General features: G+C 36.8%; 24 protein-coding genes. 23 read left to right on the plus strand and 1 reads right to left on the minus strand.

The features are described 5' to 3' along the window. Positions 1-70 precede the first annotated feature (70 nt). The 13 genes from HMPREF9189_RS04025 (at position 71) to HMPREF9189_RS04075 (ending at position 8,377) form a co-directional block, all read left to right on the plus strand. Positions 71-772 (plus strand): ABC transporter ATP-binding protein, encoded by a 702-nt coding sequence (locus tag HMPREF9189_RS04025; protein ID WP_000323386.1) that lies wholly within the window; start codon positions 71-73, stop codon positions 770-772. Further along, positions 768-3,476, plus strand: a complete 2,709-nt coding sequence (locus tag HMPREF9189_RS04030; RefSeq protein WP_176601961.1) for an ABC transporter permease — start codon at positions 768-770, stop codon at positions 3,474-3,476. Before HMPREF9189_RS04025 ends, HMPREF9189_RS04030 begins: the two co-directional genes overlap by 5 nt. Positions 3,477-3,604: 128 nt before the next feature. Continuing rightward, positions 3,605-3,742: a hypothetical protein gene (locus tag HMPREF9189_RS12465; RefSeq protein ID WP_000901043.1), complete on the plus strand. Its 138-nt coding sequence runs from the start codon at positions 3,605-3,607 to the stop codon at positions 3,740-3,742. 19 nt (positions 3,743-3,761) lie between these two features. Then, a complete protein-coding gene (locus HMPREF9189_RS04035; protein WP_000373371.1) occupies positions 3,762-4,262 on the plus strand; it encodes a hypothetical protein in 501 nt (166 codons plus the stop codon). 223 nt (positions 4,263-4,485) lie between these two features. After that, positions 4,486-4,731, plus strand: coding sequence for a hypothetical protein (locus HMPREF9189_RS04040; RefSeq protein ID WP_000601796.1), 246 nt, complete (start codon positions 4,486-4,488; stop codon positions 4,729-4,731). Between the two features lie 31 nt (positions 4,732-4,762). After that, positions 4,763-6,265, plus strand: a complete 1,503-nt coding sequence (locus HMPREF9189_RS04045; protein ID WP_000717781.1) for a primase C-terminal domain-containing protein — start codon at positions 4,763-4,765, stop codon at positions 6,263-6,265. A gap of 88 nt (positions 6,266-6,353) precedes the next feature. Further along, positions 6,354-6,515 (plus strand): hypothetical protein, encoded by a 162-nt coding sequence (locus HMPREF9189_RS12410; protein WP_000600806.1) that lies wholly within the window; start codon positions 6,354-6,356, stop codon positions 6,513-6,515. An 8-nt stretch (positions 6,516-6,523) separates the two neighbouring features. After that, on the plus strand, positions 6,524-6,727 hold the full coding sequence (locus HMPREF9189_RS12505) for a hypothetical protein (protein ID WP_000878299.1): 204 nt from the start codon (positions 6,524-6,526) through the stop codon (positions 6,725-6,727). Between the two features lie 15 nt (positions 6,728-6,742). Next, positions 6,743-7,165, plus strand: a complete 423-nt coding sequence (locus tag HMPREF9189_RS04055) for a hypothetical protein (RefSeq protein ID WP_001292117.1) — start codon at positions 6,743-6,745, stop codon at positions 7,163-7,165. Beyond that, the gene (locus HMPREF9189_RS04060; RefSeq protein ID WP_000661092.1) at positions 7,162-7,608 is read left to right on the plus strand and encodes a thioredoxin domain-containing protein; all 447 of its coding nucleotides are present in this window, start codon (positions 7,162-7,164) and stop codon (positions 7,606-7,608) included. The genes HMPREF9189_RS04055 and HMPREF9189_RS04060 overlap by 4 nt, the downstream gene beginning before the upstream one ends. Then, the gene (locus HMPREF9189_RS04065; RefSeq protein WP_000167063.1) at positions 7,601-7,831 is read left to right on the plus strand and encodes a hypothetical protein; all 231 of its coding nucleotides are present in this window, start codon (positions 7,601-7,603) and stop codon (positions 7,829-7,831) included. The genes HMPREF9189_RS04060 and HMPREF9189_RS04065 overlap by 8 nt, the downstream gene beginning before the upstream one ends. Before the next feature lie 9 nt (positions 7,832-7,840). Then, positions 7,841-8,065, plus strand: coding sequence for a hypothetical protein (locus tag HMPREF9189_RS04070; protein ID WP_000284341.1), 225 nt, complete (start codon positions 7,841-7,843; stop codon positions 8,063-8,065). Positions 8,066-8,125: 60 nt separating this feature from the next. Next, positions 8,126-8,377 (plus strand): hypothetical protein, encoded by a 252-nt coding sequence (locus HMPREF9189_RS04075; protein ID WP_000436118.1) that lies wholly within the window; start codon positions 8,126-8,128, stop codon positions 8,375-8,377. Here HMPREF9189_RS04075 and HMPREF9189_RS04080 read toward each other — a convergent pair. Next, the gene (locus tag HMPREF9189_RS04080; protein ID WP_000009937.1) at positions 8,363-9,322 is read right to left on the minus strand and encodes a hypothetical protein; all 960 of its coding nucleotides are present in this window, start codon (positions 9,320-9,322) and stop codon (positions 8,363-8,365) included. The two genes, HMPREF9189_RS04075 and HMPREF9189_RS04080, sit on opposite strands and share 15 nt — an antisense overlap. Before the next feature lie 74 nt (positions 9,323-9,396). On the opposite strand from HMPREF9189_RS04080, the gene HMPREF9189_RS04085 reads away from it, so the two are divergent. The 10 genes from HMPREF9189_RS04085 (at position 9,397) to HMPREF9189_RS04130 (ending at position 21,389) form a co-directional block, all read left to right on the plus strand. Next, on the plus strand, positions 9,397-10,398 hold the full coding sequence (locus HMPREF9189_RS04085; RefSeq protein WP_000573156.1) for a hypothetical protein: 1,002 nt from the start codon (positions 9,397-9,399) through the stop codon (positions 10,396-10,398). Positions 10,399-10,579: 181 nt separating this feature from the next. Beyond that, a complete protein-coding gene (locus HMPREF9189_RS04090) occupies positions 10,580-10,867 on the plus strand; it encodes a hypothetical protein (RefSeq protein WP_001096995.1) in 288 nt (95 codons plus the stop codon). Between the two features lie 412 nt (positions 10,868-11,279). Then, positions 11,280-11,597, plus strand: coding sequence for a hypothetical protein (locus tag HMPREF9189_RS04095; protein ID WP_000353213.1), 318 nt, complete (start codon positions 11,280-11,282; stop codon positions 11,595-11,597). After that, a complete protein-coding gene (locus tag HMPREF9189_RS04100) occupies positions 11,590-11,937 on the plus strand; it encodes a hypothetical protein (protein WP_000164565.1) in 348 nt (115 codons plus the stop codon). The genes HMPREF9189_RS04095 and HMPREF9189_RS04100 overlap by 8 nt, the downstream gene beginning before the upstream one ends. 2 nt (positions 11,938-11,939) lie before the next feature. Continuing rightward, complete coding sequence (locus HMPREF9189_RS04105; RefSeq protein ID WP_000739746.1) at positions 11,940-12,728, plus strand: DNA/RNA non-specific endonuclease; 789 nt, start codon at positions 11,940-11,942, stop codon at positions 12,726-12,728. 10 nt (positions 12,729-12,738) lie between these two features. Beyond that, the gene (locus HMPREF9189_RS04110) at positions 12,739-13,188 is read left to right on the plus strand and encodes a hypothetical protein (RefSeq protein WP_001069604.1); all 450 of its coding nucleotides are present in this window, start codon (positions 12,739-12,741) and stop codon (positions 13,186-13,188) included. A gap of 10 nt (positions 13,189-13,198) precedes the next feature. After that, positions 13,199-13,759, plus strand: coding sequence for a hypothetical protein (locus HMPREF9189_RS04115; protein WP_000227716.1), 561 nt, complete (start codon positions 13,199-13,201; stop codon positions 13,757-13,759). 18 nt (positions 13,760-13,777) lie between these two features. Then, entirely contained in the window at positions 13,778-16,147 is a 2,370-nt protein-coding gene (mobP2, locus tag HMPREF9189_RS04120) for a MobP2 family relaxase (protein ID WP_001103206.1), read from the plus strand. A 116-nt stretch (positions 16,148-16,263) separates the two neighbouring features. Continuing rightward, entirely contained in the window at positions 16,264-16,524 is a 261-nt protein-coding gene (locus HMPREF9189_RS04125; protein WP_000424244.1) for a hypothetical protein, read from the plus strand. Between the two features lie 11 nt (positions 16,525-16,535). Continuing rightward, positions 16,536-21,389: a PBECR4 domain-containing protein gene (locus tag HMPREF9189_RS04130; RefSeq protein ID WP_000139146.1), complete on the plus strand. Its 4,854-nt coding sequence runs from the start codon at positions 16,536-16,538 to the stop codon at positions 21,387-21,389. The last annotated feature ends 38 nt before the right edge of the window (positions 21,390-21,427 follow it).

The following is a 21,427-nucleotide window of genomic DNA, read 5'->3' on the forward strand; positions in this document are numbered from 1 at the left end:
GGTTTCCAACTAGTTGAAAAAGCGTTATAATGATAATAGGAAGTAATTTGTTTGAGGGAAGGTGTGTCTGATGGCTTATATTGAGATGAAACACAGCTACAAGCGTTACCAGGTTGGGGATACAGAGATTGTGGCTAATCGTGATGTGAATTTTGAAATTGAAAAAGGGGAGCTGGTTATCATACTTGGCGCTTCAGGTGCTGGAAAATCAACCGTTCTCAATCTTTTAGGAGGTATGGATACCAATGATGAGGGGGAGATTTGGATTGATGGTGCCAATATTGCCAACTATAGTTCGCACCAACGAACAAACTATCGTCGTGAAGATGTAGGCTTTGTTTTTCAATTTTACAATCTGGTCTCTAATCTGACGGCCAAGGAAAATGTGGAACTGGCTTCAGAAATCGTGACAGATGCCTTGGATCCAGAGCAAGTGCTCAAAGATGTAGGTCTGGCTCATCGCCTGAATAACTTTCCAGCCCAGCTTTCTGGAGGGGAGCAACAGCGAGTCTCCATCGCACGTGCTGTAGCCAAAAATCCTAAAATCCTCCTTTGTGATGAACCGACGGGTGCCTTGGATTACCAGACGGGGAAGCAAGTCTTGAAGATTCTCCAAGACATGTCTCGTCAAAAAGGAGCAACGGTGATTATCGTAACCCACAATGGCGCGCTAGCCCCTATTGCAGATCGGGTGATTCATATGCGCGATGCTACAGTTAAGAGCATGACGGTCAATGAGCATCCGCAGGATATCGATACATTGGAGTATTAGCATGAAAAAAACGTATCGGAAAGACCTATTTCAGTCAGTGACGGCTTCAAAGGGACGCTTTGTTTCTATCCTGACCTTGATGATGCTGGGTTCTTTAGCCCTTGTTGGTCTCAAAGTGGCCAGTCCAAATATGGAACGTACGGCAGGGGATTATCTCCGTAAAGCCAATACCCTAGATCTGGCAGTGATAGCTGATTATGGCTTGGACAAAGAAGACCAAGACGAATTAAAGACCCTTCAAGGAGCAAGTGTTGAGTTTGGTTATATGGCAGACCTAACCGTTGAAAATAGTGAAGAAGCGGTTCGACTTTATTCCAAGACAGAGGGGATTTCAACCTTCCAAGTGACAGAAGGGCGACTGCCAGAGGCTGATGAGGAAATTGCCTTAGCCGACTTCTGGAAAGACCGCTATCAGATTGGGCAGACCATTACCTTTACTAAGAAAGAAGAAGGGAAGTCCGTCCTAAAATCCCAAACTTTTACAATTACTGGATTTGTTCAGTCGGGTGAGCTCCTTTCTAAAAAAGACCTAGGGAGTGCTAGCAGTGGAAATGGAAGCTTGGCTGGCTATGGAGTGATTTTGCCCAGCCAGTTTGATTCAGATGTTTATAGTATTGCGCGTGTGCGCTATGATGATTTAAAAAATCTGGATGCTTTTTCATCAGACTATAAGACCAAACGAACCCAACATCAGGAAGAGTTGCAAGACTTGCTAGCAGATAATGGTCAAAAAAGATTGGCAGGTATCAAAGCAAATGGGCAAAAGAGCTTGGAAGAGGGGAAAGAACAGCTCCAAACTGCTGAAAGCAACTTTCAAAATGGCAAGAGTCAGTTAGAGCAGGCTGAAAGTCGCTTGAAAACCCAAGAAGAACAAGCGACCGCTTTACCAGAACCGCAAAAGAGTCAAATCGAGGGACAGCTGATAAAAGCAAAGGAAGAACTGGCGACTCAAAAAGAAAAACTGGCTCAGACAGAGAGTGATCTAACTAAGGAAAAAGAGAAGATTGAACAGCGTCAGAAAGAGCTTGATGAACTGGCAGAGCCGAAATACCATGTATACAACCGCCAAACTATGCCAGGTGGTCAAGGCTATCTCATGTACAGTAACGCTTCAGCAAGCATTCGTTCTGTCGGGAATATCTTTCCCGTTGTGCTTTATATGGTCGCTGCAATGGCGACCTTTACAACGATGACTCGCTTTGTGGATGAAGAACGTACCAATGCCGGTATTTTCAAGGCCCTAGGTTACCGGAATCAAGATATAATTGCCAAGTTTGTCCTCTATGGTTTTCTTGCAGGAACTGTAGGAACCATTTTAGGAACGCTTCTAGGACATTATCTCCTTGCAGGTGTGATTTCGGATGTTATAACAGCAGGAATGGTCGTTGGTAAAAGTCAGGAGTATTTTTACTGGTCTTATAGCCTCCTTGCCCTAGCCTTGAGTTGGGTATCCAGTGTTTTGCCGGCTTATCTGGTGGCACGGAGGGAACTACACGATGAATCAGCCCAACTCTTACTTCCCAAACCTCCCGTTAAGGGATCAAAGATTTTGCTGGAACGCCTGAGCTTTATTTGGAGTCGTTTGAGTTTTACTCATAAGGTTACGGCGCGAAATATTTTCCGTTATAAGCAACGGATGTTGATGACCATTTTTGGAGTTGCGGGTTCGGTTGCTCTCCTATTTGCAGGTCTTGGCATTCAGTCTTCTGTGGGAGGAGTTGTCGATCGTCAATTTGAACAAATTCAGCAATACCAGATGATCGTAGCGGAAAAGAGCAGTGCAACGGAGCAAGAAAAGGCAGATTTAGAAAGTGCCTTGCAAGCCGAACCTATCCATGCTTATCAAAAGATTTACTCTAAATCCATTGAAAAAGATTTTAAAGGAAAAGCAGGACCTCAAACCATCACCATGATGGTTACTAGTGGAGAAGACTTCAAGCTCTTTATCGCATTAGAGGAAAATGGCCAAGAGGTGCAGATCACAGATGGAGCGGTCGTGAGTCAAAAACTAGCTCAACTAGCAAATGTTACGATTGGGGACGAGTTGGAGCTTGATGGGAAGGAAATCAAGGTATCGGCTATTTCTGAAAACTATGTTGGACACTTTGTTTATCTCAAACGAGACACATACGAACAAGTCTACGGTACCAGTCCACAAGACAATACCTACCTAGTAAAATTAAAAGATCCAACACCTTCCAATATCGAGAAAGAAGCTGCTATCTTTATGGAAAAACCAGCTGTTTCTGGGGTCGTCCAAAATGCGACGGCCATCCATCTCTTTGAATCCGTGGCTAGTTCGCTCAATAAAACCATGGCCATCCTTGTCCTTGTTTCCGTTTTACTAGCCATTGTCATTCTTTACAATCTCACCAATATCAATGTGGCAGAACGTATCCGTGAACTTTCCACTATCAAGGTTCTCGGTTTCCATAATAAAGAGGTGACCCTCTATATCTACCGTGAGACTATGGTGCTGTCCCTTGTGGGAATTGCTCTCGGTTTGGTAGCTGGCCACTATTTACATCAATTTTTGGTCCAAATGATTTCACCAGCCACCATACTTTTTTATCCACAAGTCAGCTGGGAAGTCTATGCGCTTCCAATCGTAGCAGTGACTGTGATTTTGGCTTTACTGGGCGTCTTTGTCAATCACCACTTAAGAAAAGTGGATATGCTCGAAGCCCTGAAATCAGTAGAGTAATTCACGGTTTTAAACAGTGTAAGTGGTAAGAGTTTTTAGAAAATCAAATAATTCAATATTTTTAGGAGAACAGAGAAATCTGTTCTCTTTTTTGTTCGCTTAAAATTCTATTTGAAAGGAGTTCAACGATGTTAGGATTAGAGATTGTAATGAATTTAGACACGTTAGAAATCTTTGACGTTATCGATCATGATAAGAATGGAAACAGCGAACAAGCGCCTACAACCATCCAGTTAAGCTTATTTGACTCAATGACGTGCATTTAACAGAAGGAGATATATTAGGATGGACAGAGAAGCGCTATACAATGAATTAATTCAAAGCGAACCATTAGGTTTCATTGATCCCTTTTCTGACCTTGGGGAATTCGATCCTCTTCAGCTGAAATTTAAACAACCCGTGAAGGACTTAGTGAATCGATATTCAGGGCAGCCTTACAGTTTGGCCTGGCAACATAAAATTATGGAAATGCGGAAGTTGTTTATTGATTATCAGATAGCATTAAATGAAGAAGATAAGCAGATTAACTTTCAGCGAAGAACAAGAAGCGAAGAGTCCAAAGAACATGCTACTACTATTGTAACAACATATTTGAAGTTGGGATTTAGTTTTAAAGAAATTGAGAAGCGTGTTTCTTTATCTTACAAACAACTTCGTAGAGGCTGGAGAAGAAGTGACCATGTAATGACAAGTAGTCCTGAATTTTATAGCAAAGGGGACTTATCTGAAGGTTGCTGCTTACCGAGTAAAAAGCTACCTAAAAGCATGAGAATAAACGAGGGATAGAAAATGGAAACTGGAATTTGTAGACGATGTGCTTGCAACTGGGTTACACCTTGTATCGATGAAAAGTATGGTCCTTGCTGGTGGGTAGATAAAAACAGAACGCTGTGTAGTCACTGTTTTTATGGATTTAATGATGAATCTTGTCAGACAAAAGTTTATTACAGACCAGGTTGTTATCAGAAGAATTGTTGAATAAATGAGAATGAACATAGGAGGAAATTATATGATTTTGTTGTTTATTGTATTGTTTATTATAGGAGTGTGCATTTCGTTCAATGGAGTATTTATCATAGCTAAAAATACAGACATTAGACTTGGCTGGAGTGGTGAGAAAGATTTCTTTTTGTCTCTAAGTCCTTGGGAATGGATGTTAAGTATATTTTTAATTTTGGTAGGAGGGGCAATGATTTACTTCTCATATAATGAGTTGGCGCCATATATTATAAGTGTACTTGACTTCAAACTATAACTAGTGAAGGGATATGAGAGTCCTAAAAACCATGAAAAAGATTGATTTATTAAAATGCTTATCCATCATCACAAAAGACGGATTAAGAACACAAAAATTTAAGAATAGTCATCTACAGCTCATCTCTTCAGCTGAAGAAGGAAGAAGAGGCTCTGTATTTGCTTATCGTTCAAAAGCGAATATGGTGAAGGCACGTGGTGTTGTTTTAACCTCTATCGAATCATTGCTGGAGAATCAGGATCAGTTTACACACTGGACCCCTAACGTATATTGCTATGGAAGCTATAGCGATGCTGGTCGACGGATTACACGTGGGCACTCTGAAGATAATCTTAGACAGATTAACACATTCTACATTGACTTCGATATTACCTCTGCAGCTGAAGAAATGACGACAGGAGATATTTTAACCGCTTCTCTGGAGCTAGGTTTTATGCCAACGTTGATTCTAAAATCTGATAAGGGATTTCAAGCCTATTTTGTCCTATCAGGATCAGCCTATGTTACAGCTCATTCCCAATTTCGAGTGGTAAAGGTGGCTAAAGCTATCTCTCAAAATTTGAGAAATTACTTTGCTCAAACTTTACCAGTAGATTTGACTTGTAACCATTTTGGGATTGCTCGTATTCCTCGAACCGATAATGTCGAATTCTTTGAACCTGACTATACCTATTCATTCCAGGAGTGGTTAGATTGGTCAATGAAGCAATCAGAACTTCCTTTCCCAAGTAAAAAGCCCAATTTGACGGTTATTTCGGGCTCTGAAGGGGTGAAACAGATTGATGAGCCCTGGTATCAATTGCTGATGAGAGAGGGGAATATCAAAGGTGGAAAAGCCTTGATGGGAAGAAACAACGTTCTTTTCACGCTGGCTTTAGCCAACTTCTCTTCAGGAATCGATCAGGAAGAGTGTGAGGAGGTTCTTTCTAGTTTTAATGCGAATCTAGACGAGCCACTCTCTTCAGCTGAATATCATAAGATTATCACAAGCGCCTACTCAGGAAAATATGAAGCTGCTAGTCGTGATTATGTGATGACTTTATGTAAAGCATGGGTCAATCAGGAACTCAAGGCTTCAGATCTCTTTGTGAAGCAACGTTGGTACAAATTTAAGAAGAAACGTGCTGACAGGAAGAATAGTCATCTCTATGAATGGAAAACAGACGTAATGGCTTATTTAGAAGGTTTCTATCAATCCGAGGATCCATTTATCCAGACGACGAAAAAAGAGATACGAGAGAAGTTGAACATTCCTGAGCGCTCATTAGACAAAGTATTGAAGGTTCTCAAAACAGAACAAAAGATCTTCTTCACAGTCAAACACGGCCGTGGAGGAGGCATCAGATTAGCCTCTATCAAAGCAATCTTGCTTTCCCTTATCAAGGTGAAGAAAGAACGTCAGGAGGCTTATATGGCCAATATTGCTGCTTTCTTTGAAGAAAGTATAGAGTTCACTCAGAGAGTGATAGAAAGGGTTAAAGATGGCTTTAAACAAACACAACAACTATCTTTATTTGAGCTTGATATTGGATAATTTTAAAAACCCGCAATCTGCCTTACATTTATATCTACGATTATTGCTCAGATATAAATGTATATAAAATAATCTATGGAGGAATGATATGATTTTGATTTTAGTTGGATTCTTTAGCCTTATATTTGTAGGAGGACTTTTCTTAGTTCTCTCACTTATAGGGATTCGTCAACAAGTTCGTTTTGAAAACGGATATGATTCTGAATTAGAGACAGATCGATTGGCAATGATTGGCCAAAATAGAAAGTGAGAAGAAGAATGAAGTACGTAATTTTCAGTTTTGAATTAGGTGACTATATTTGTAATGGGGAGAATAAAGTTTTAGTTTTTGATACCTTGGGACTAGCTTTTCAGTATCTTCAAAAACATTACCGTAAACCACTTCCTGAACAAAGAAAAAAGAGATTGATTCACTATCCTGACGTGTATCAAGCTCCGTTTAGACTTTTAAAAGTTTGTTAGGAAGGAGAAAGGTCGATGTCAGAGTTATTCAAAATCATTAGAGGATACTACCTAACAGGGGTTGGTCAGGAACCATTGGCTTATTATTTTAAGCTTTCATCGGATAATTTAAAATTTGAGTCTGTTTCTGCAGGGGATGTGGCTTTAACTTTTTATCAAAACGAGGAGAGTATTTCTAGCATTCCAGCGATCATTAGAGTAGATAGTGTTATCTCGAATGATAAAATGATTTCAGATTACCTGCAGGAGGAGTTGAGAGATCATTATCCAATGTTGCCAATTGTCCGTGTATTGGATTCCGAGGAATTTGATCCTTTACTCTTTCAAGAAGTGATGACAACGTTCACTAACTTGAAATTAGAAATAAAAGAATTGGCCAAGATTGATTATGTTCAAGGTTCCATATTTGATTTTATGGATGAGGAGGAGATAGGATGAAAGAGCTTTTTACGCATGTTAAGTTAGCTCTAGGGACTCTTCTTGTCATTTTACTTGTGAGTCTCGCAGTTTTAGGAGGATATAGGCTGTATAAAGATTATTTTATCTTAGATTATGATCCTCACCTTACTCAGAAGGAATACCAGAATACTGTACTTGATCAAAATGTAAATCTAGTATTTTATAAAAAAGATTGTCCTTACTGTCAGGTTGGAAAAAGTGTGGTTGTAGATGCAGCCAATAAAGGTTCCTATCCTACATTTTACATTGACACTCAGACAGAAGAAGGTCAAAAGTTGGTAGAAAAATACCAGGTTGAAAAAGCTGCAACTATCATTAAGATTCGTAAGGGAAAAATAAAGAAATATCTATATGCTTCAAGAGATTCAGAGGAAAAGATTGTAGCAGATGAGAAAAGTATTCAGGAGGCCATAAATGACTAAAAGGGTAAAGCTAAGTAAATGGGCCGAGACAGCCTTTCAAAATGATTGTGAACTATGGCGTACTAGGACAAATGAAGGAATGGTTGTTTTAGGAAAATTATCAGATGGAACGTTTACCCTACATCGTTTTAATGATGAGGGAGGAAGACTAACACATATTTCTCAAGATGAGGCTCTTTGGCTAACATTGGATTTGGCACCTGAAAAGTTAGGTTGTATTTAAGGAGACAGTATGTATCAAATTTTAAATGCTATTGCGCATGGCGTGGTTGGAACTATCTTGATTGCGATCTGGTTTGTACCGCTCTTCAGGATAACTATATGTGATAACTTTGGAAATGAAATTAAAACGAAAAGGCTACCATTAGCGTTCTTAATGTTACTAAAAAGTGTTTGGCCGAAAAGTAAGGTTTCATTTATTTGGAAAGGATATAAGAAGCATGGGAATCAGAGATAAGCCATTATTATAAAACCATAAATAGATACTATGTAGAATTAGAAAGGTGAAAATAAGAATATGGAACAAAAATATTACGCTGTTCTTATGCAAATCAATGTTGGAAAAAGTGTCTGGTTAGTCCAACAAAAAAATGGTCAATTAGCTTGGTCAGACGAAATCAGCGGTACAAGAGTTTTTAATAGTTTTGAGGAAGCTAGGGAAGCTGTTGAAAATCATTTTCTAGAGAATTTTAGATTTATTGGTTCATACAAAATTATAGAGTTCACTTATCAAGAATTGTTAGATTTTGAAATATTAACTGATGACTAAATAGTCCAAAATATCTTCATAGCTTACGTCGGGATTAATGTATTTCTTAGAACTATGCTTAACAAACTTTCCAAAGTAAAATAGTTTAAGAGGTTGTTTATCTTTTGATGCTTTTTCTAATATTTTCAGCTTTCCTTTAACTCCATGATGGCTAGCGAGGCTTTTGTTAATCGTTATAGTTGGATAATTAGAGTCTTGTTCAATTGTGCATAAACTATGGAATCTAACTAAAAAATAACTTTTTTCAGGGTTCTCTTTGTTGTCAATAGACTTTACTGTTGCAGTATCATAATAGATATGAACATCTTCTAGGTTTATTCCTCTTTGGTTTGCTTCTTTTAGATTGACAAAGTATCTTTCGAGTTGGATTTCTCTTTTATATTTATCATAGAATGTATACTTCTCTCCAGACTGGTATTCTAAAAAATAATTGACTAAGTCTCTGAGTTGTTTCACATGGCTACGGAAAGTCCTCTTGTCCTCATCAGTACGAGAGGAATGAGAGCTCTGACGATGAATTTCATCTTTATTTGACTCAGAAGAAAAATTGGATTCGTCTTTCTGTCTAGGTTTAGTTATAGTAGCCAAGCTCCCTTTAACAAGGTCTAAGTCAATAATCAGTTTATTTTTCTCACGATAAAAAGAGATATGATTTTCAGACGTTACTTCTTGTTCCCTTTGTTGATAATGTTCAATCATACGTTGACAATTATTAGGGTCATGTTTTTGATTTCTTGCCCCAGGAGTAAAATAGGGAGTTTTATTAAAGTCTGGATTATTGAAGTTAGCTAAGGTTAATTTGAAGGAGCATTTTTCTCCACATTGAAATTTTTTGGCATCAGTTAAATGATTAGGAGTTCCGATTAGAGAACAGGAAAAATCAAAGGCTTCTTTTGGAGTTACGTGTTGTTTTAATTCTAAACTATAAGCAGATTGAAAAGACATAAATAATTACCTCACTAATAATTTTTATTTTATTTTATCATTATTTCACATAGAATAGAAAGGATAAATCTATCATGATAGAGACAGCAAAACGATGGATTGAAAAGATAAAATCTAGCCCAATTTTGAAACCATTTATTAAGATTAAAGTTTGGTTTCAAGAGAATATTATTAAGAGAAAACTAGTTATTTTCTCAATGTTGTTTGTGACCTGGTTGACCCTTTTGATGGGAGCAATTTTCTCGCCACAAAGACAAACTTATACTTCAGAACAACTCAAAACAAAGCAGATTTTTGCGAATGGCAGTGGTGAGATGAAACTGGTCAGCCAGGAATATTCACCAGATACTGGAATTATTGTTTTACAATTTGAGACGAAAGATGCTACGACTTCGATAGATCGGGGCATCGATGCCAAACGATTGAAATGGAAACTTTATGCGCAACATAAAGATTCAAAAATAGAAATGGATGTTGTCCCAATCATTGATAATAAAGTATCAGTTATTATTAAAGGAGTTCCGAAAAATTTTGGTGCATTTGCGATCGATGTGACAAATCAGACAGTCGCTTCTAGTTCAATTGATGTGAATATTTCATCGCCATCCAGTGATTCTAAAAAGGTTTCTCAGAAGAAATCTGAAGAAGATGACACTGTACAATTTTTTGTAACTCCTCAAAATACTCAGCTTGAAATTAAAGCTATTGAGGTTGTCTCCAGAGAAGAATTTACTCTTCAGGAAATAGAAAAAGAGATCAATTTCCAGAATGAACAGTCTCAAAAATTGACAACCTCAATTGCTCAATTAAAGGAATCAATTGAAGATGATAATTCACGAAAAGCGAGTCTTCAAGCGGAAGCAAAATATCTAACAGGTGATGATCTCGAAGCCAATCAAAAGAATATTGCTACGCTGGATACAAATATCGAAACGAAGAACAGAACTATTGAAACAGCTTATAAAAACATTGAGAAGTTAAAGGCTAAATTAGAGTCTTTGGATAAGAAAAAACAGGCAGTCAAAGATGGAACATTTGAATTTTCAAATCCTATTGAAACTGTAGAAATGAATTAAAAAAGTGAAACAAAGAGCGCATTTTCGATGATGAGCGAGTTTGTGTTTACCAACAAATAGCAGTCAAAAATCTCCTTAATTTTTGAATTAAGGGGATTTATTTTTTATGATTGTCCCTTTAAAAAATAATTTGAGATTTTCGGTTACAATTGGATTAATTAAATAAAAAGGAGAAGTAATCATGGCTAAAAATGATTTAACAAAAATTGATAATCAACTAGAAGAGGCAAAGAAAAAAGTTGCCCTTTTGGAAAAGGAACGTAAAGAAGCAGAAGAGAATCTTCAAAAACAAATTGGTAAAATCTATGTTCAAATTCAATTGAAGAAAAATAAAAATCAGTCGTATGAATCGATTTTTGAAGAGTTAAAAATGGAACTAGGTCTCATCAAAGAAGAGGAAAAAGAACAACGTTTAGCAGCGAAGAAAAATCGTGAAGAAGGCTCTCTTCCAGCTGAAAATCAGTCTTAATTTTTGAGTTTTGAACTTCTAAATAAAGTCAAAAATGGTGTATGTAAAAGTATGTAAAGAATAAAAACAGTGTAAGTATAACACCTATAAAGTGTGTAAAGGTAAGTATAGCTTGTGTGTGTAAGTAGGTGAAACCGAGAAAATTGATATCATTGGAAACGTTGATACTATCAACATATCACGGAACGTGATATCAGTTTCCCTTATGCTCTTTTCTACCACAACACACCTAAAAAGGACCTTAGTCCCTCTGTGTGTGTTAGTGTGTTGAAAAACCGCAAAAATAGAACCGTATCGGTTCGTGATGTTGCGAGGTTGAAGTTTTCTTTTTTGCTTCTTTTTGCTTTTGCTTCGACAAAAGAAAAAAGAAGTCCTGCTTTTGGGACAATAAATAATAAGATGGAGGATACAGATGGACATTCTCATTAGAGGATTAACACAGGAAGAGGTTAGCTATCTAAAAGCTCTAGCTAAGAAAAATAAAGCCAAGTCATTTAATGATTTTCTGCTCTCAATCTGTCGTGAAAAAATTGAGTATGGAAAATTTAATCGTGCTCAAGATTTGTATGTGGCTCATTTAGAAAATATGAAATTAGCTTCTGACCATGTTCTGAAACAAATGAAAAAACAGACAAGGATACTATCTGAATTTGAAGAAAAAATGGATCGTTATGGCAATCATATTTCACGTTGGTTAGAGTATGAAGGGGAGGTGGAAAGTGATGACTAAAAATTTTTTAATTAGAAATGTTCCTGATGATATGTTTGAACAACTTCAGGCTATTTCAAAAAAATATAACTATTCAAGTTTCAATGAGTTTATGTTATCGCAAATTCAAAATATCGTAATGAATGACGGATTAAATTTGTACAATAATCAATTTGCAGAAACATTATCTGATATCAAACAACAACAAAGTCAGATTTTAGAATTGATGTTGAAGAATGAAATTTCTCTTTCAGCTTTAAATGTTAAACAAGATATTGTAAACGAACTAACCACAAATTGGTTACGTTTTATGGATGATGTATCAGCACTTGAAGCTGAACGACGGTCAGGTGGTGTTTGAAAATGAAGAAGAATAAATCACTGTTCATCATTCTCATTTTTCTTGCGATCTTTATCGTACAACCTAACAATTTTAATGCTATCAAATCTGGCTTGACACAAAATGATATCCCAAATCAATTGAACATAGCCGATTCAGCTGAAGAAAAAAATTCCAACTCAAATTTGAATCCTACTCTGAAAAATGATGATTTGAAATCGAAGGAGTATGATGAAAAAAATCAAGTGATTGTCGTCAATGAAAAATCACAATTTACAAAAGACGAATTGAGTTTAGAAAATGGCAGCTGGGAAAAATATTCTGATCTAGATTTTTTAAACCGTGTAGGAATTGCTGAAGCGATGTTGGGAAAAGATTTGATGCCAACTGAAGATAGAGAATCTATTTCGTCTATTACACCAACAGGATGGAAAAATAAAAAAATAATTTTCAACGGAAAAGAAGATTATTTATATAATCGTTCTCACTTAATCGGTTTTCAATTAAGTGGAGAGAATGCGAATGCTAAAAATTTATTTACAGGTACACGTGCTTTAAATGCAAATTTTGAAGATGAACAATCATCAATGGTTTACTATGAAAATAAGATTGCTAACTACATAAAAAATACGAACCACCATGTCCGCTATCGAGTAACACCTATATTTAGAAATGTGGAATTAGTTGCTAGAGGAGTTCGTATGGAAGCACAGAGTATTGAAGATGATGAGATCTCATTTGATGTATATATCTTTAATATTCAACCAGGATACAAAATCAATTATTTGACAGGATCATCTCAGAAAAATTGAGGAGGGAAAAATGAATCCAAGACTTAGCTTATATTTTAGCGAAGAAACACATGAAAAATTTAAGGAAATAAAATCCTACTTGAAAGAATCGTCTGCTTTGCAGAAACAGTATCGAAATAATTCAGCAACGCTTGTCACTTTGATTGAAGTTTTTTATAAACTTTTTATTGAATTAGGAGAAGGAAAAAATTTCTATGAGCGACTGACTCAGCTGGAAAAAAATTTTGGGGATGCCTTTGATTCTGGAAATGATAACAAGGCAATTCATCGTCAACTTGATCAAATTCTCTATCTAACGCTAACCAACTTTCATGCTATTACGAAAGATGATTTTGATGTTCAAGAATTGGAATCTATTCATTCACGATTGGATCCTACACAGCATGAATTGATGGCAAGAATCAACGATGTCATTCAAGAAGATATTGCACGTGGTCAAACTATCAAACATTCTCATTGAGGTACAGTAAATGGTAGATATTGTTGAAATCTATTTAGAAACAGGAGATTTTCATGAAGCGGTGAAACAGTCAGGGCTGCCTACTCATATAGCTCATTTGAAATTAATAAAGAGTGGCTGCCTTAAAATTCAAGATAAAATTCAGTATGGTTCTAGGACAGCTAAGCTCGGGGGAATGGCCGAGGAGCTTTTTCAAAAATATGTTCCAGATGCAACGGATGCGAATAAGTATTTCAAGAAAAATAATCCAGTATATGATTTTTGGCTAGATGGTCTAACGATTGATGTAAAATACAGCTCATTGTATAAAAGGAAAAACGGGAACTCTCATCACTGGCAATTGAGGACAAAAGGAAATCAAGATTTTATTGTCGCCTTTTTAGAACGAGAAAGTGGTTCAGAGTTAGAAGAACCAAATATCTTATTGATTCCCATGCAATTTATTGAAGAGCAAAAAGAATTACACATTTCTCAATCAGGACGGTGGATCAATGATTTTCAAGTTGAACCTGAAGAATTACAACCGTTATTAAAAGACTATGCTCTTTTAAGAAAAAATGGACTATTTTAATTCAAAGAGAGGAAAATAATGAACGTATCTTCTAGTCCAAGTATTACCTTCATGCTGCAATATACAGAAGCAAATAGTGGGTTTGTAGACTACACCAATAGAGACGAAGCTGTCGAGGTTGATAATGAATTAAATTTAGAAACGCACAGACAAAATATTGAGTCTCTAACTGAAGATGAACTACAAAAAATCCAAGCTGAAGTTCCAGAAACAAAACTTAATTTCCAGGAGTACATCGATTATATGAATCGTTCTTATGCTACTGAAAACCAAAATGAAGAGATGACAGCGATTTTTACAAAAGAGGCCAATTACTTGCAACGTAGCAAAGTAACTGAATTGAAAAGTAAGTTAGAACAGGCTTATCAAAATGGCTCTCTTCTATGGCAGGGTGTTATCTCTTTTGATAATGATTTTTTAGCCAAAGAAGGATTATATGATTTGGAAACTGGGAAAGTCGATCAGCAAGCTATCAAGTCTGTCATACGTGAAGCATTGCCAAGGTTGATTGAAAAAGAAGGCTTATCTGATTCATCATTTTGGTGGGCCAATATTCACTTGAACACGGACAATATTCATGTGCATTTTGGTTTATCTGAAGTTGAATCTGCAAGAGAAAAAATTTTCTATCGACCTCGTGGACGAATGGAATTTAGAGGAAACTTTTCCCAGAAAACTATTGAGCGTTTTAAAAGTGATGTTTTTCATGGTCTGTTGAATGAACAGACTAGAGGAATGATTGTTCGACGAGAACAAATCTTGGCGAATATCAGAAGTGAATTGATTAATTCTGTATTTAGAGATCAGAAGGTTCGTTCTTCGGCTGAAAAAAATTTTTTGGAGCAGGCTTACAACCATTTGCCAATGGATAAAAAATGGCGTTATGGATCAAATGCAAGAGATTTTGCAGTCAGTAAATTCTTCCTTGACCGCTATCTGGACTCCTATTTAGAAAATGATGGGAAAGAGCTCTATCAAGAATTTCTGAAAGAAACGAAGAACTTTCTAGAAACCTATAGAGGAGCTTATTCAGCTGAAAAAAAATCAACCTACGAGAAGATTCGGAAAGTTGATGGTCGTTTTGAGAAAACACAACAGGAGGCTGCAGGCTATCATCTGCAGCAATTAATAGCGAGTCGAGAGAAGGAATTGAGAGAACGACTAGCAAATAAGATCTTGCACCTATTTCGTGAGAATGCTCCTGAAATAGCTGACGTTCGGCTGGAAAAAAATTTGGCCAATTTCTCAGTAAAGAACCAACAAAGGATTTTAGAACAGGATCCAAATGCAAGTGTTATCAAAACACTAGATTCCTGGAAAAAACTGGGTTATGATTTGAAAGATGGGGCAAAACCCATTGAAATTACAAAACCAGTCTATGCTGCTTATGACAAACACGGAACAGGTTTGGGACGTCCTGAATATGTTACGGAATTAGTTTATGATGTGAGTCAGATGAAAGAAGACTTACTGAAGAAGCAACTTGGTTTACGAGACTTATCGCTATTTTCTTCGGCTGATTTGAAAGATCTTGTAGAAGCAGCTAAAAAGAAAAGTGATCGATCATTAAAAGAGCGCCAGGAGTTAGGAACATTTCGCTATGCTTTAAAATTGAGTTTATTGGAGGAAAAACAAAGTAGTTTATTAGTTCGTAAAACTCTTTTTGATCAAATTCAACCACTTGAAACGGATCAGCCATTTGTTGAATTGAAAAAGAAGGAGATTCTTCAAAGACTGAAGCTGACTGAATTGCAACTGACTCCAAATTATAAACTAGGTGAAGCAGACCAATCTTTAAAACAATCTCTTGCTAACCAATTTGAAGATAGTGTTTCTTTTTCAGTAGAAAAGGCTGATTCATTAACAATTCAAGCACCTATTAAACGTCTGAAGGGAGAATTAGCGGCAGTTCAACCTCTTCAAGATGAAGGAGTGCTGACTATTCTAAAGGGCTATCCTGTTACGAAAGATAGCTATATAGAAGAACTACAGACCCATATCTCAATTTTTCAGCTGAAACATCAGATTTACAGTCGAAACAAGGAAATTTCACAAACGACTGATCAAACGACTATTCAAAAATTAAAACGGGAGAATGCGAAAGGATTTTCTGAACTCAAATCACTCTATCAAAAAATATTGCCAGAGGAAGAAAGCAATCAGAAAAGTCAGTTAGCTCAAGCTGTTTCACATAAAATGCAAGAAAGGAAGAACTTGCAAAGAAAAAACGTCCAACAATCCCAAGGCAAAGCAATCATCAATACAGATTTTATGAGAAATTTGACCAATTCTCTTCAAAGGGCCCAACGTGCAAATAAAAAAGCCCTTATGGAACGTGAGAGAAGTGATGAGAGGCAAGAACTTGAGGAAAAAGGACAAAGTATATAAGAGTCATTGTAAAAGCAATGACTTTTTTGTTGAAAATGGAATTATATTGTCCCTTTAACTGTGATTTTTCGATTATTACATAGAATAGAAGGATAAAAAGAGAAAGGAGAAGAAAAATGGAGCTAGTATTTCCAGATGTAGCAGTTGAAGCCTTTGACTTTTCAGCTGAATGGTTAATTACGGCAATGAATGCCGATAATAAGCAAGTGCATTTTGAGGGTCAAGGAAGAAATTCTGATTTAGAAATGGTTCTAGATTTTAAGGAAAATTCTGAGCTATTTGAATCTTTTTCAGTAGGGGAATTGGTTCACTTAGATCCAGAAACGTTTCTACAAGCAGAGAAAGAGCCGTACAAACCACAGTATGAAGGATTTTAAGGAGATTTTATATGACAGAACAAGAATCAAGACGTGGGAAAAGTCGTAGAGAACGTGTTGAATTTGCACGTTCTAGAGATATTTTGGATGTTGCAAACGAGCTCCAGATGGAGCTGGTTCAATCTGGACGAGACTATCGATGGAAAGAACATGATAGCCTAGTTATTTCACCTGATAAGAATTTATGGAAATGGTTTTCTAGAAATACGGGTGGAGATGCGATTTCTTTGGTTGAGACAATAAAGGAAGTAGATTTTAACCAATCGGTAGATTTTTTAAATGATGGAAATTTTAAAGAGTTTCAAATGGTTGAAAGGCCTCAAGAGGATTTTAAATACTATCTTGAGAAATACGAGCAGCCGTTATCAGCTGGACGAGACTACTTACGAAATCAACGTGGGCTATCCGATGAAACGATTGATTATTTTTTGGAACAGGGCGTTTTAGCCCAAGCTAATGCCAAACTTGACTACTTTGCGGAAGGTAATAGCGGAAATTCAACAAATGCGATTGAGCCAGTCATTGTATTCAAGTCCCTTTCTTCTTCAGGTGAAGTTGTTGGAGCCTCTTTACAAGGAATACAGGAAAATTGGGAGAAGTGGCCAAAACATGGATATGCTAAAGTGATTATGAAAAACTCCGATCCTATGACTGGTATTCATGTTGATATTGGCAGTCCAAAACGATTGATTTTCACTGAGAGTCCAATCGATTTAATGTCCTACTATGAATTGCACAAGGATAGTCTTCAGGACGTCAGATTAGTTTCTATGGATGGTTTGAAAGAATCGACTATTGGGCGTCATCTATCTCAAATTCAAGCTGAAATTTCAGGAAAACCACTAAGATGGACACCTGAACAAATGGCAGACGGGCTTCAAGTAGCTATTGATCATCACTTTTTTGAAGATGGGAAAAATGCGGATTTAATTACCCTAGCTTTAGATAATGATAAAGCAGGTAGAACATTCATTCAAGAATTGGAAGCAAAAGGAGCTGTTATCAATTCGGATCTACCAGAACTAAGACCAGGGCAAGATAAAACAGACTGGAATGATGTTCTAAAGAATAAACAGGAAGAAAAATCTGATAGTCGAGAATCAGAATTTGAAGAAAAGGCTGAAGCAACTTTATCAGAATCAAGTCCCTTTCCTGATACCAGCCACCTTTCTCCTGAAGATGCAACATGGTTGAAGGAAAATTGGAATAATATCTCTTTTTCTGTTCAGTCGACTAGATCCTCTGAAACAGATCTGACTATGGAAGACAAACATATTCCAAGCAATCAAGAATCTATTGCCAATACAGAAAAGAATGCTGAAAGATTGATGAGCTACGAAGAGGTAAAGCAGGAAAACGAAGCATTAACTAAGAGATTAAATAATCGGATTCAATCTGGAGAATTATCAATCGAATTTGCACCAGATTTCTATCTGTATGATGTCTTTGCGAAGTTAGGAAATAGCCATCCTACTAAATACCTCAACGCTAAACGAATGGAAGTATTGTCTCCTATTCATTCACTTTTAACCTCTATTGATGATCGAACGGTTGATTTATACAAGAAAAAAGGGACTTCTGAGCAGGATTCTTTGTATCAAGCATTGAAACCTCATCAGAGAACTTTGGGAGTAGATATTTCAACCCAGTTTATTGGTGAACTTGCAATAGCAGCCTACAATAGTAACAAGCAGATAGAAAGCCTTTCAAGTGACAGTTTTGGCGTCTATTTTGGTGAAAGAACCCTTGATAATCTATCACAATCGATTGAGCGAATGCTGGAGTATCCATTGATTGAATCGGGTAAAAGAGATTTTACCTATGGTTTTGTGGTAACTCCAAATACATTGTTCCACTATCTGGAAGGGCAAGAGGGAGAAGTGGTTTTAAATCATGAATTGTTGAATAACTTGATGTCACGTCTTGAGACTCATCCTATTAAGATAATGGAGACTTCAGAAGAAAAAGCCCCTGAGAAATCTCAAGAGCTAGATGTGATTTTGGAGCAACAAAAAAATGAGAGGACCAGTGGTAGTCTGGGGTCTTTACAGCCCGAAGCTGAAGGCAGTCCCACACCCGTACCAAAAGTTGGCACCTTTGAACGCTCTGTTACCAGTCGTCCTACGACATCCTCTCATTTACTTTATTTTACCATAAATGAAGAGTTTCAGTCAAGTAATGATGGCTACTATCACTCTATTTCCTTGGATGAATTAACTAAATTAAATCGTCCAATCCGTAGACTAGCTTTGCAAAATGCAGCACAATATTATTTGGATGAGTTGGCAAACTCAAAGATTTATTATGTTACCCCTGATAAGACTGTACAAGTGCATTTTGAAGAAAAGCACTTCATGCACCTAACAGGAATTAAGCCAATTGCATTAGGGCAGACACCTGAGAAAACTTTACATGATTTTGCAGAAGGAAATGGGCATTTTGACAATATTTTATTGGCTAATAATGATGCGGCTTTTGACAAACTAAAGGTCTTATCAGATCTTTCAGTCGCAACAGAAAGTACTTCGTTCTATTTTGATGATTTAACTAATCTTAGGCGATATGGTGGACGTTTTGATAGTCTTATAAAATCTGATGATAAAGATATTATCTTGCTATTCAAAGAGTTAGAGGAAGAAAACTATATTCCAATATCAGTTTTTAAGTCTCGGACAAAAATTACCAAGGAACTAGATACGGTAGATAAAACACCTATTCTTGGTGTGTTCCGTGAACGTGATGGCCAGATTGAACAGCTATCGATTAATGATGAATATGTTAAAGATGGTGGCGAGGAAATGTTATCTATCTTAAAAAATAAGAAGTATGAGGAGGTTTCTGATGAACCTGAACTACCAGCTCCAGAGAACACACTGAATAAAACCTCACTTGATTCAGCTACCTTTACTCAAGTCTTAGATACTGTCTATAATTTAGGTGTGCCAGGTGACATTTCAAAAACTCCAGAAGAATTTCATCAAGCCTGGAATCAGTATCTTGACTATGCGAAACAGTACAATGATAAATTTGATCAGATTGTTGCTGCAGCTGGGAAAGATTATCTCCTAGATACAAATTCAGATTTTTATAAAGAATGGACACAAGATCATATTTATAAGGAGAACTACCATGTACGCCTTCAATGGTCTGAGGATCGCCCAGGTGGCCCGAAATTGCCATTTAAAGAGACAGAGCTGATATCTTATCAAGATTTTGCTAGGGAGCTATATAAGGCCAATAAGGACTTTTATCCAATTCATCAAGAAGGAATAAAACAAATAACAGCAGGCAATACTGAAGGCTATATCCCTCCTACCAAAATTAAGTTTGATGTTTATGCTCCAGGTGGTGAATTGATTAAGGAGGGAATTCGTTATGATATTGGAGATGAGACTACACCAATTTCACAAATGCTAGGGTTAGGATATCGTCGACTCAACGGTCAATCTGAACTAGCATCGATGGATGAAGAAATTCTTTCTCAGCTGGAAAATAGAGTGGTGAATAAGGAAATTTCCCTGGAAGCGAATGAATCAGCTCGATTGATAGAAGAAGGAGAGGGTCAAACTCCTGATACAAGAAAAACGGTAGCTTTTCAATCTTCTAAGCAAGAAACTAAAACTAATTTGCTTCAGCGTGTAGAGGAGATTCTGAAAGAGGAATCTATTTCGGATTTGGAAACCCCTGAAGTAAACTCAAGTAGTATTGATTATGCTACTTTAACGCCTCATGAATTGAGTGAAGTTGCTTTTCAAAAAGTGAGGGAGTACACAGAAACACCAGAACGGTTAGAAGAGTATCTGAATTTTATGAGTAAGTTTCCAGAACTTTCTCCTAGAAATGTAGCTTTGATTCAGGAACAGTGGCCAGGAGCGAGTGCAGTCGCAACCTATAATCAATGGCAATCGATGGGGGAAGTTCTTGGGATTACTTCAGATCAGGTATTTGAAACTAGAAATACCTATACCAATAAAAAAACAGGTCGAACAAGAGAAGTTGTCCATAACAATCTTTCGGTTAAGACAGGAGAAAAATCACATATTACCTTGTTTAGACCTATGATGGTTGAAATGATTCCTGTATTGGATGAAAATGGGAACCAGGTAAAAAATGGAAAAGGCAATCCAAAATATAAAAGACTTTCTGAAGCGACACCTGAAGAAAAGGTTTTAAAGAAAGAAGGAAAATTGAAATCTCGCTTCTTCCAAGAAAGAGATTCAAATACAGGCTTAGCTAAATTCGCTACGTATAAAGTATTTGAGTTGTCCCAAACAACCTTGAAGCCTGAATTTTATCCCAAAGCGATGCCAAATCGTCACTATAACTTTAATATGGATCATATTCGTACAAAAGAGGTGCTTGAAGGACTTTCAGACTATGCTAAGAATATTGGGGTAACAATCTATCAAGACGATGCAAAAGAGTTGAGGAGTGCGAAAGGAGCTTTTTATCCAGATGAACAAAAGATACTTTTGAATCCAGATAATACTCCTGGTGAAGTCGTTGCAACAACCATTCACGAGTTGGCGCATGCTACCTTACATAATCCTAAATTTGCTAATTCGTATAAGGAAGATGTCTCAAAAGATCGTAGAGAACTTGAAGCTGAGATGACAAGTTATCTCGTTTCTAAGCATTTTGGGTTAGATACCTCTGAGAAAGCCATTCGCTATATGGCAATTTGGACTGATAATTTGACCTCTCTTGATGATCAACAACTAGCGCAATCTATGAAACGGATTCATGGAACAGTATCTAAGATTGTAAAAAGTGTTGAACAACATACAAAACCTTACCAGTTAAACAGACGGGTGGTACAAAATCAAAATTTTATCCAAAGCCCAAAGAAGGGGCTTAAAGTCTAAAAAGAGCGCTCTTTAAGAGCCTCTTTTTTGTGTAAAAA

The sequence above is a fragment of the Streptococcus sp. oral taxon 071 str. 73H25AP genome, assembly GCF_000146755.1.
Lineage (GTDB): Bacteria > Bacillota > Bacilli > Lactobacillales > Streptococcaceae > Streptococcus > Streptococcus oralis_T.

What these genes read in the sequence shown, in the direction of transcription:
- HMPREF9189_RS12505 (WP_000878299.1), top strand. Translation starts at nt 6,524, where the DNA reads ATGAAGTACGTAATTTTCAGTTTTGAATTAGGTGACTATATTTGTAAT.
- HMPREF9189_RS04065 (WP_000167063.1), top strand. Translation starts at nt 7,601, where the DNA reads ATGACTAAAAGGGTAAAGCTAAGTAAATGGGCCGAGACAGCCTTTCAA.
- HMPREF9189_RS04105 (WP_000739746.1), top strand. Translation starts at nt 11,940, where the DNA reads ATGAAGAAGAATAAATCACTGTTCATCATTCTCATTTTTCTTGCGATC.
- HMPREF9189_RS04125 (WP_000424244.1), top strand. Translation starts at nt 16,264, where the DNA reads ATGGAGCTAGTATTTCCAGATGTAGCAGTTGAAGCCTTTGACTTTTCA.
- HMPREF9189_RS04100 (WP_000164565.1), top strand. Translation starts at nt 11,590, where the DNA reads ATGACTAAAAATTTTTTAATTAGAAATGTTCCTGATGATATGTTTGAA.
- HMPREF9189_RS04035 (WP_000373371.1), top strand. Translation starts at nt 3,762, where the DNA reads ATGGACAGAGAAGCGCTATACAATGAATTAATTCAAAGCGAACCATTA.
- HMPREF9189_RS04130 (WP_000139146.1), top strand. Translation starts at nt 16,536, where the DNA reads ATGACAGAACAAGAATCAAGACGTGGGAAAAGTCGTAGAGAACGTGTT.
- HMPREF9189_RS12410 (WP_000600806.1), top strand. Translation starts at nt 6,354, where the DNA reads ATGATTTTGATTTTAGTTGGATTCTTTAGCCTTATATTTGTAGGAGGA.
- HMPREF9189_RS04095 (WP_000353213.1), top strand. Translation starts at nt 11,280, where the DNA reads ATGGACATTCTCATTAGAGGATTAACACAGGAAGAGGTTAGCTATCTA.
- HMPREF9189_RS12465 (WP_000901043.1), top strand. Translation starts at nt 3,605, where the DNA reads ATGTTAGGATTAGAGATTGTAATGAATTTAGACACGTTAGAAATCTTT.
- HMPREF9189_RS04080 (WP_000009937.1), bottom strand. Translation starts at nt 9,322, where the DNA reads ATGTCTTTTCAATCTGCTTATAGTTTAGAATTAAAACAACACGTAACT.
- HMPREF9189_RS04055 (WP_001292117.1), top strand. Translation starts at nt 6,743, where the DNA reads ATGTCAGAGTTATTCAAAATCATTAGAGGATACTACCTAACAGGGGTT.
- mobP2 (WP_001103206.1), top strand. Translation starts at nt 13,778, where the DNA reads ATGAACGTATCTTCTAGTCCAAGTATTACCTTCATGCTGCAATATACA.
- HMPREF9189_RS04115 (WP_000227716.1), top strand. Translation starts at nt 13,199, where the DNA reads ATGGTAGATATTGTTGAAATCTATTTAGAAACAGGAGATTTTCATGAA.
- HMPREF9189_RS04025 (WP_000323386.1), top strand. Translation starts at nt 71, where the DNA reads ATGGCTTATATTGAGATGAAACACAGCTACAAGCGTTACCAGGTTGGG.
- HMPREF9189_RS04040 (WP_000601796.1), top strand. Translation starts at nt 4,486, where the DNA reads ATGATTTTGTTGTTTATTGTATTGTTTATTATAGGAGTGTGCATTTCG.
- HMPREF9189_RS04060 (WP_000661092.1), top strand. Translation starts at nt 7,162, where the DNA reads ATGAAAGAGCTTTTTACGCATGTTAAGTTAGCTCTAGGGACTCTTCTT.
- HMPREF9189_RS04070 (WP_000284341.1), top strand. Translation starts at nt 7,841, where the DNA reads ATGTATCAAATTTTAAATGCTATTGCGCATGGCGTGGTTGGAACTATC.
- HMPREF9189_RS04075 (WP_000436118.1), top strand. Translation starts at nt 8,126, where the DNA reads ATGGAACAAAAATATTACGCTGTTCTTATGCAAATCAATGTTGGAAAA.
- HMPREF9189_RS04045 (WP_000717781.1), top strand. Translation starts at nt 4,763, where the DNA reads ATGAAAAAGATTGATTTATTAAAATGCTTATCCATCATCACAAAAGAC.
- HMPREF9189_RS04110 (WP_001069604.1), top strand. Translation starts at nt 12,739, where the DNA reads ATGAATCCAAGACTTAGCTTATATTTTAGCGAAGAAACACATGAAAAA.
- HMPREF9189_RS04085 (WP_000573156.1), top strand. Translation starts at nt 9,397, where the DNA reads ATGATAGAGACAGCAAAACGATGGATTGAAAAGATAAAATCTAGCCCA.
- HMPREF9189_RS04090 (WP_001096995.1), top strand. Translation starts at nt 10,580, where the DNA reads ATGGCTAAAAATGATTTAACAAAAATTGATAATCAACTAGAAGAGGCA.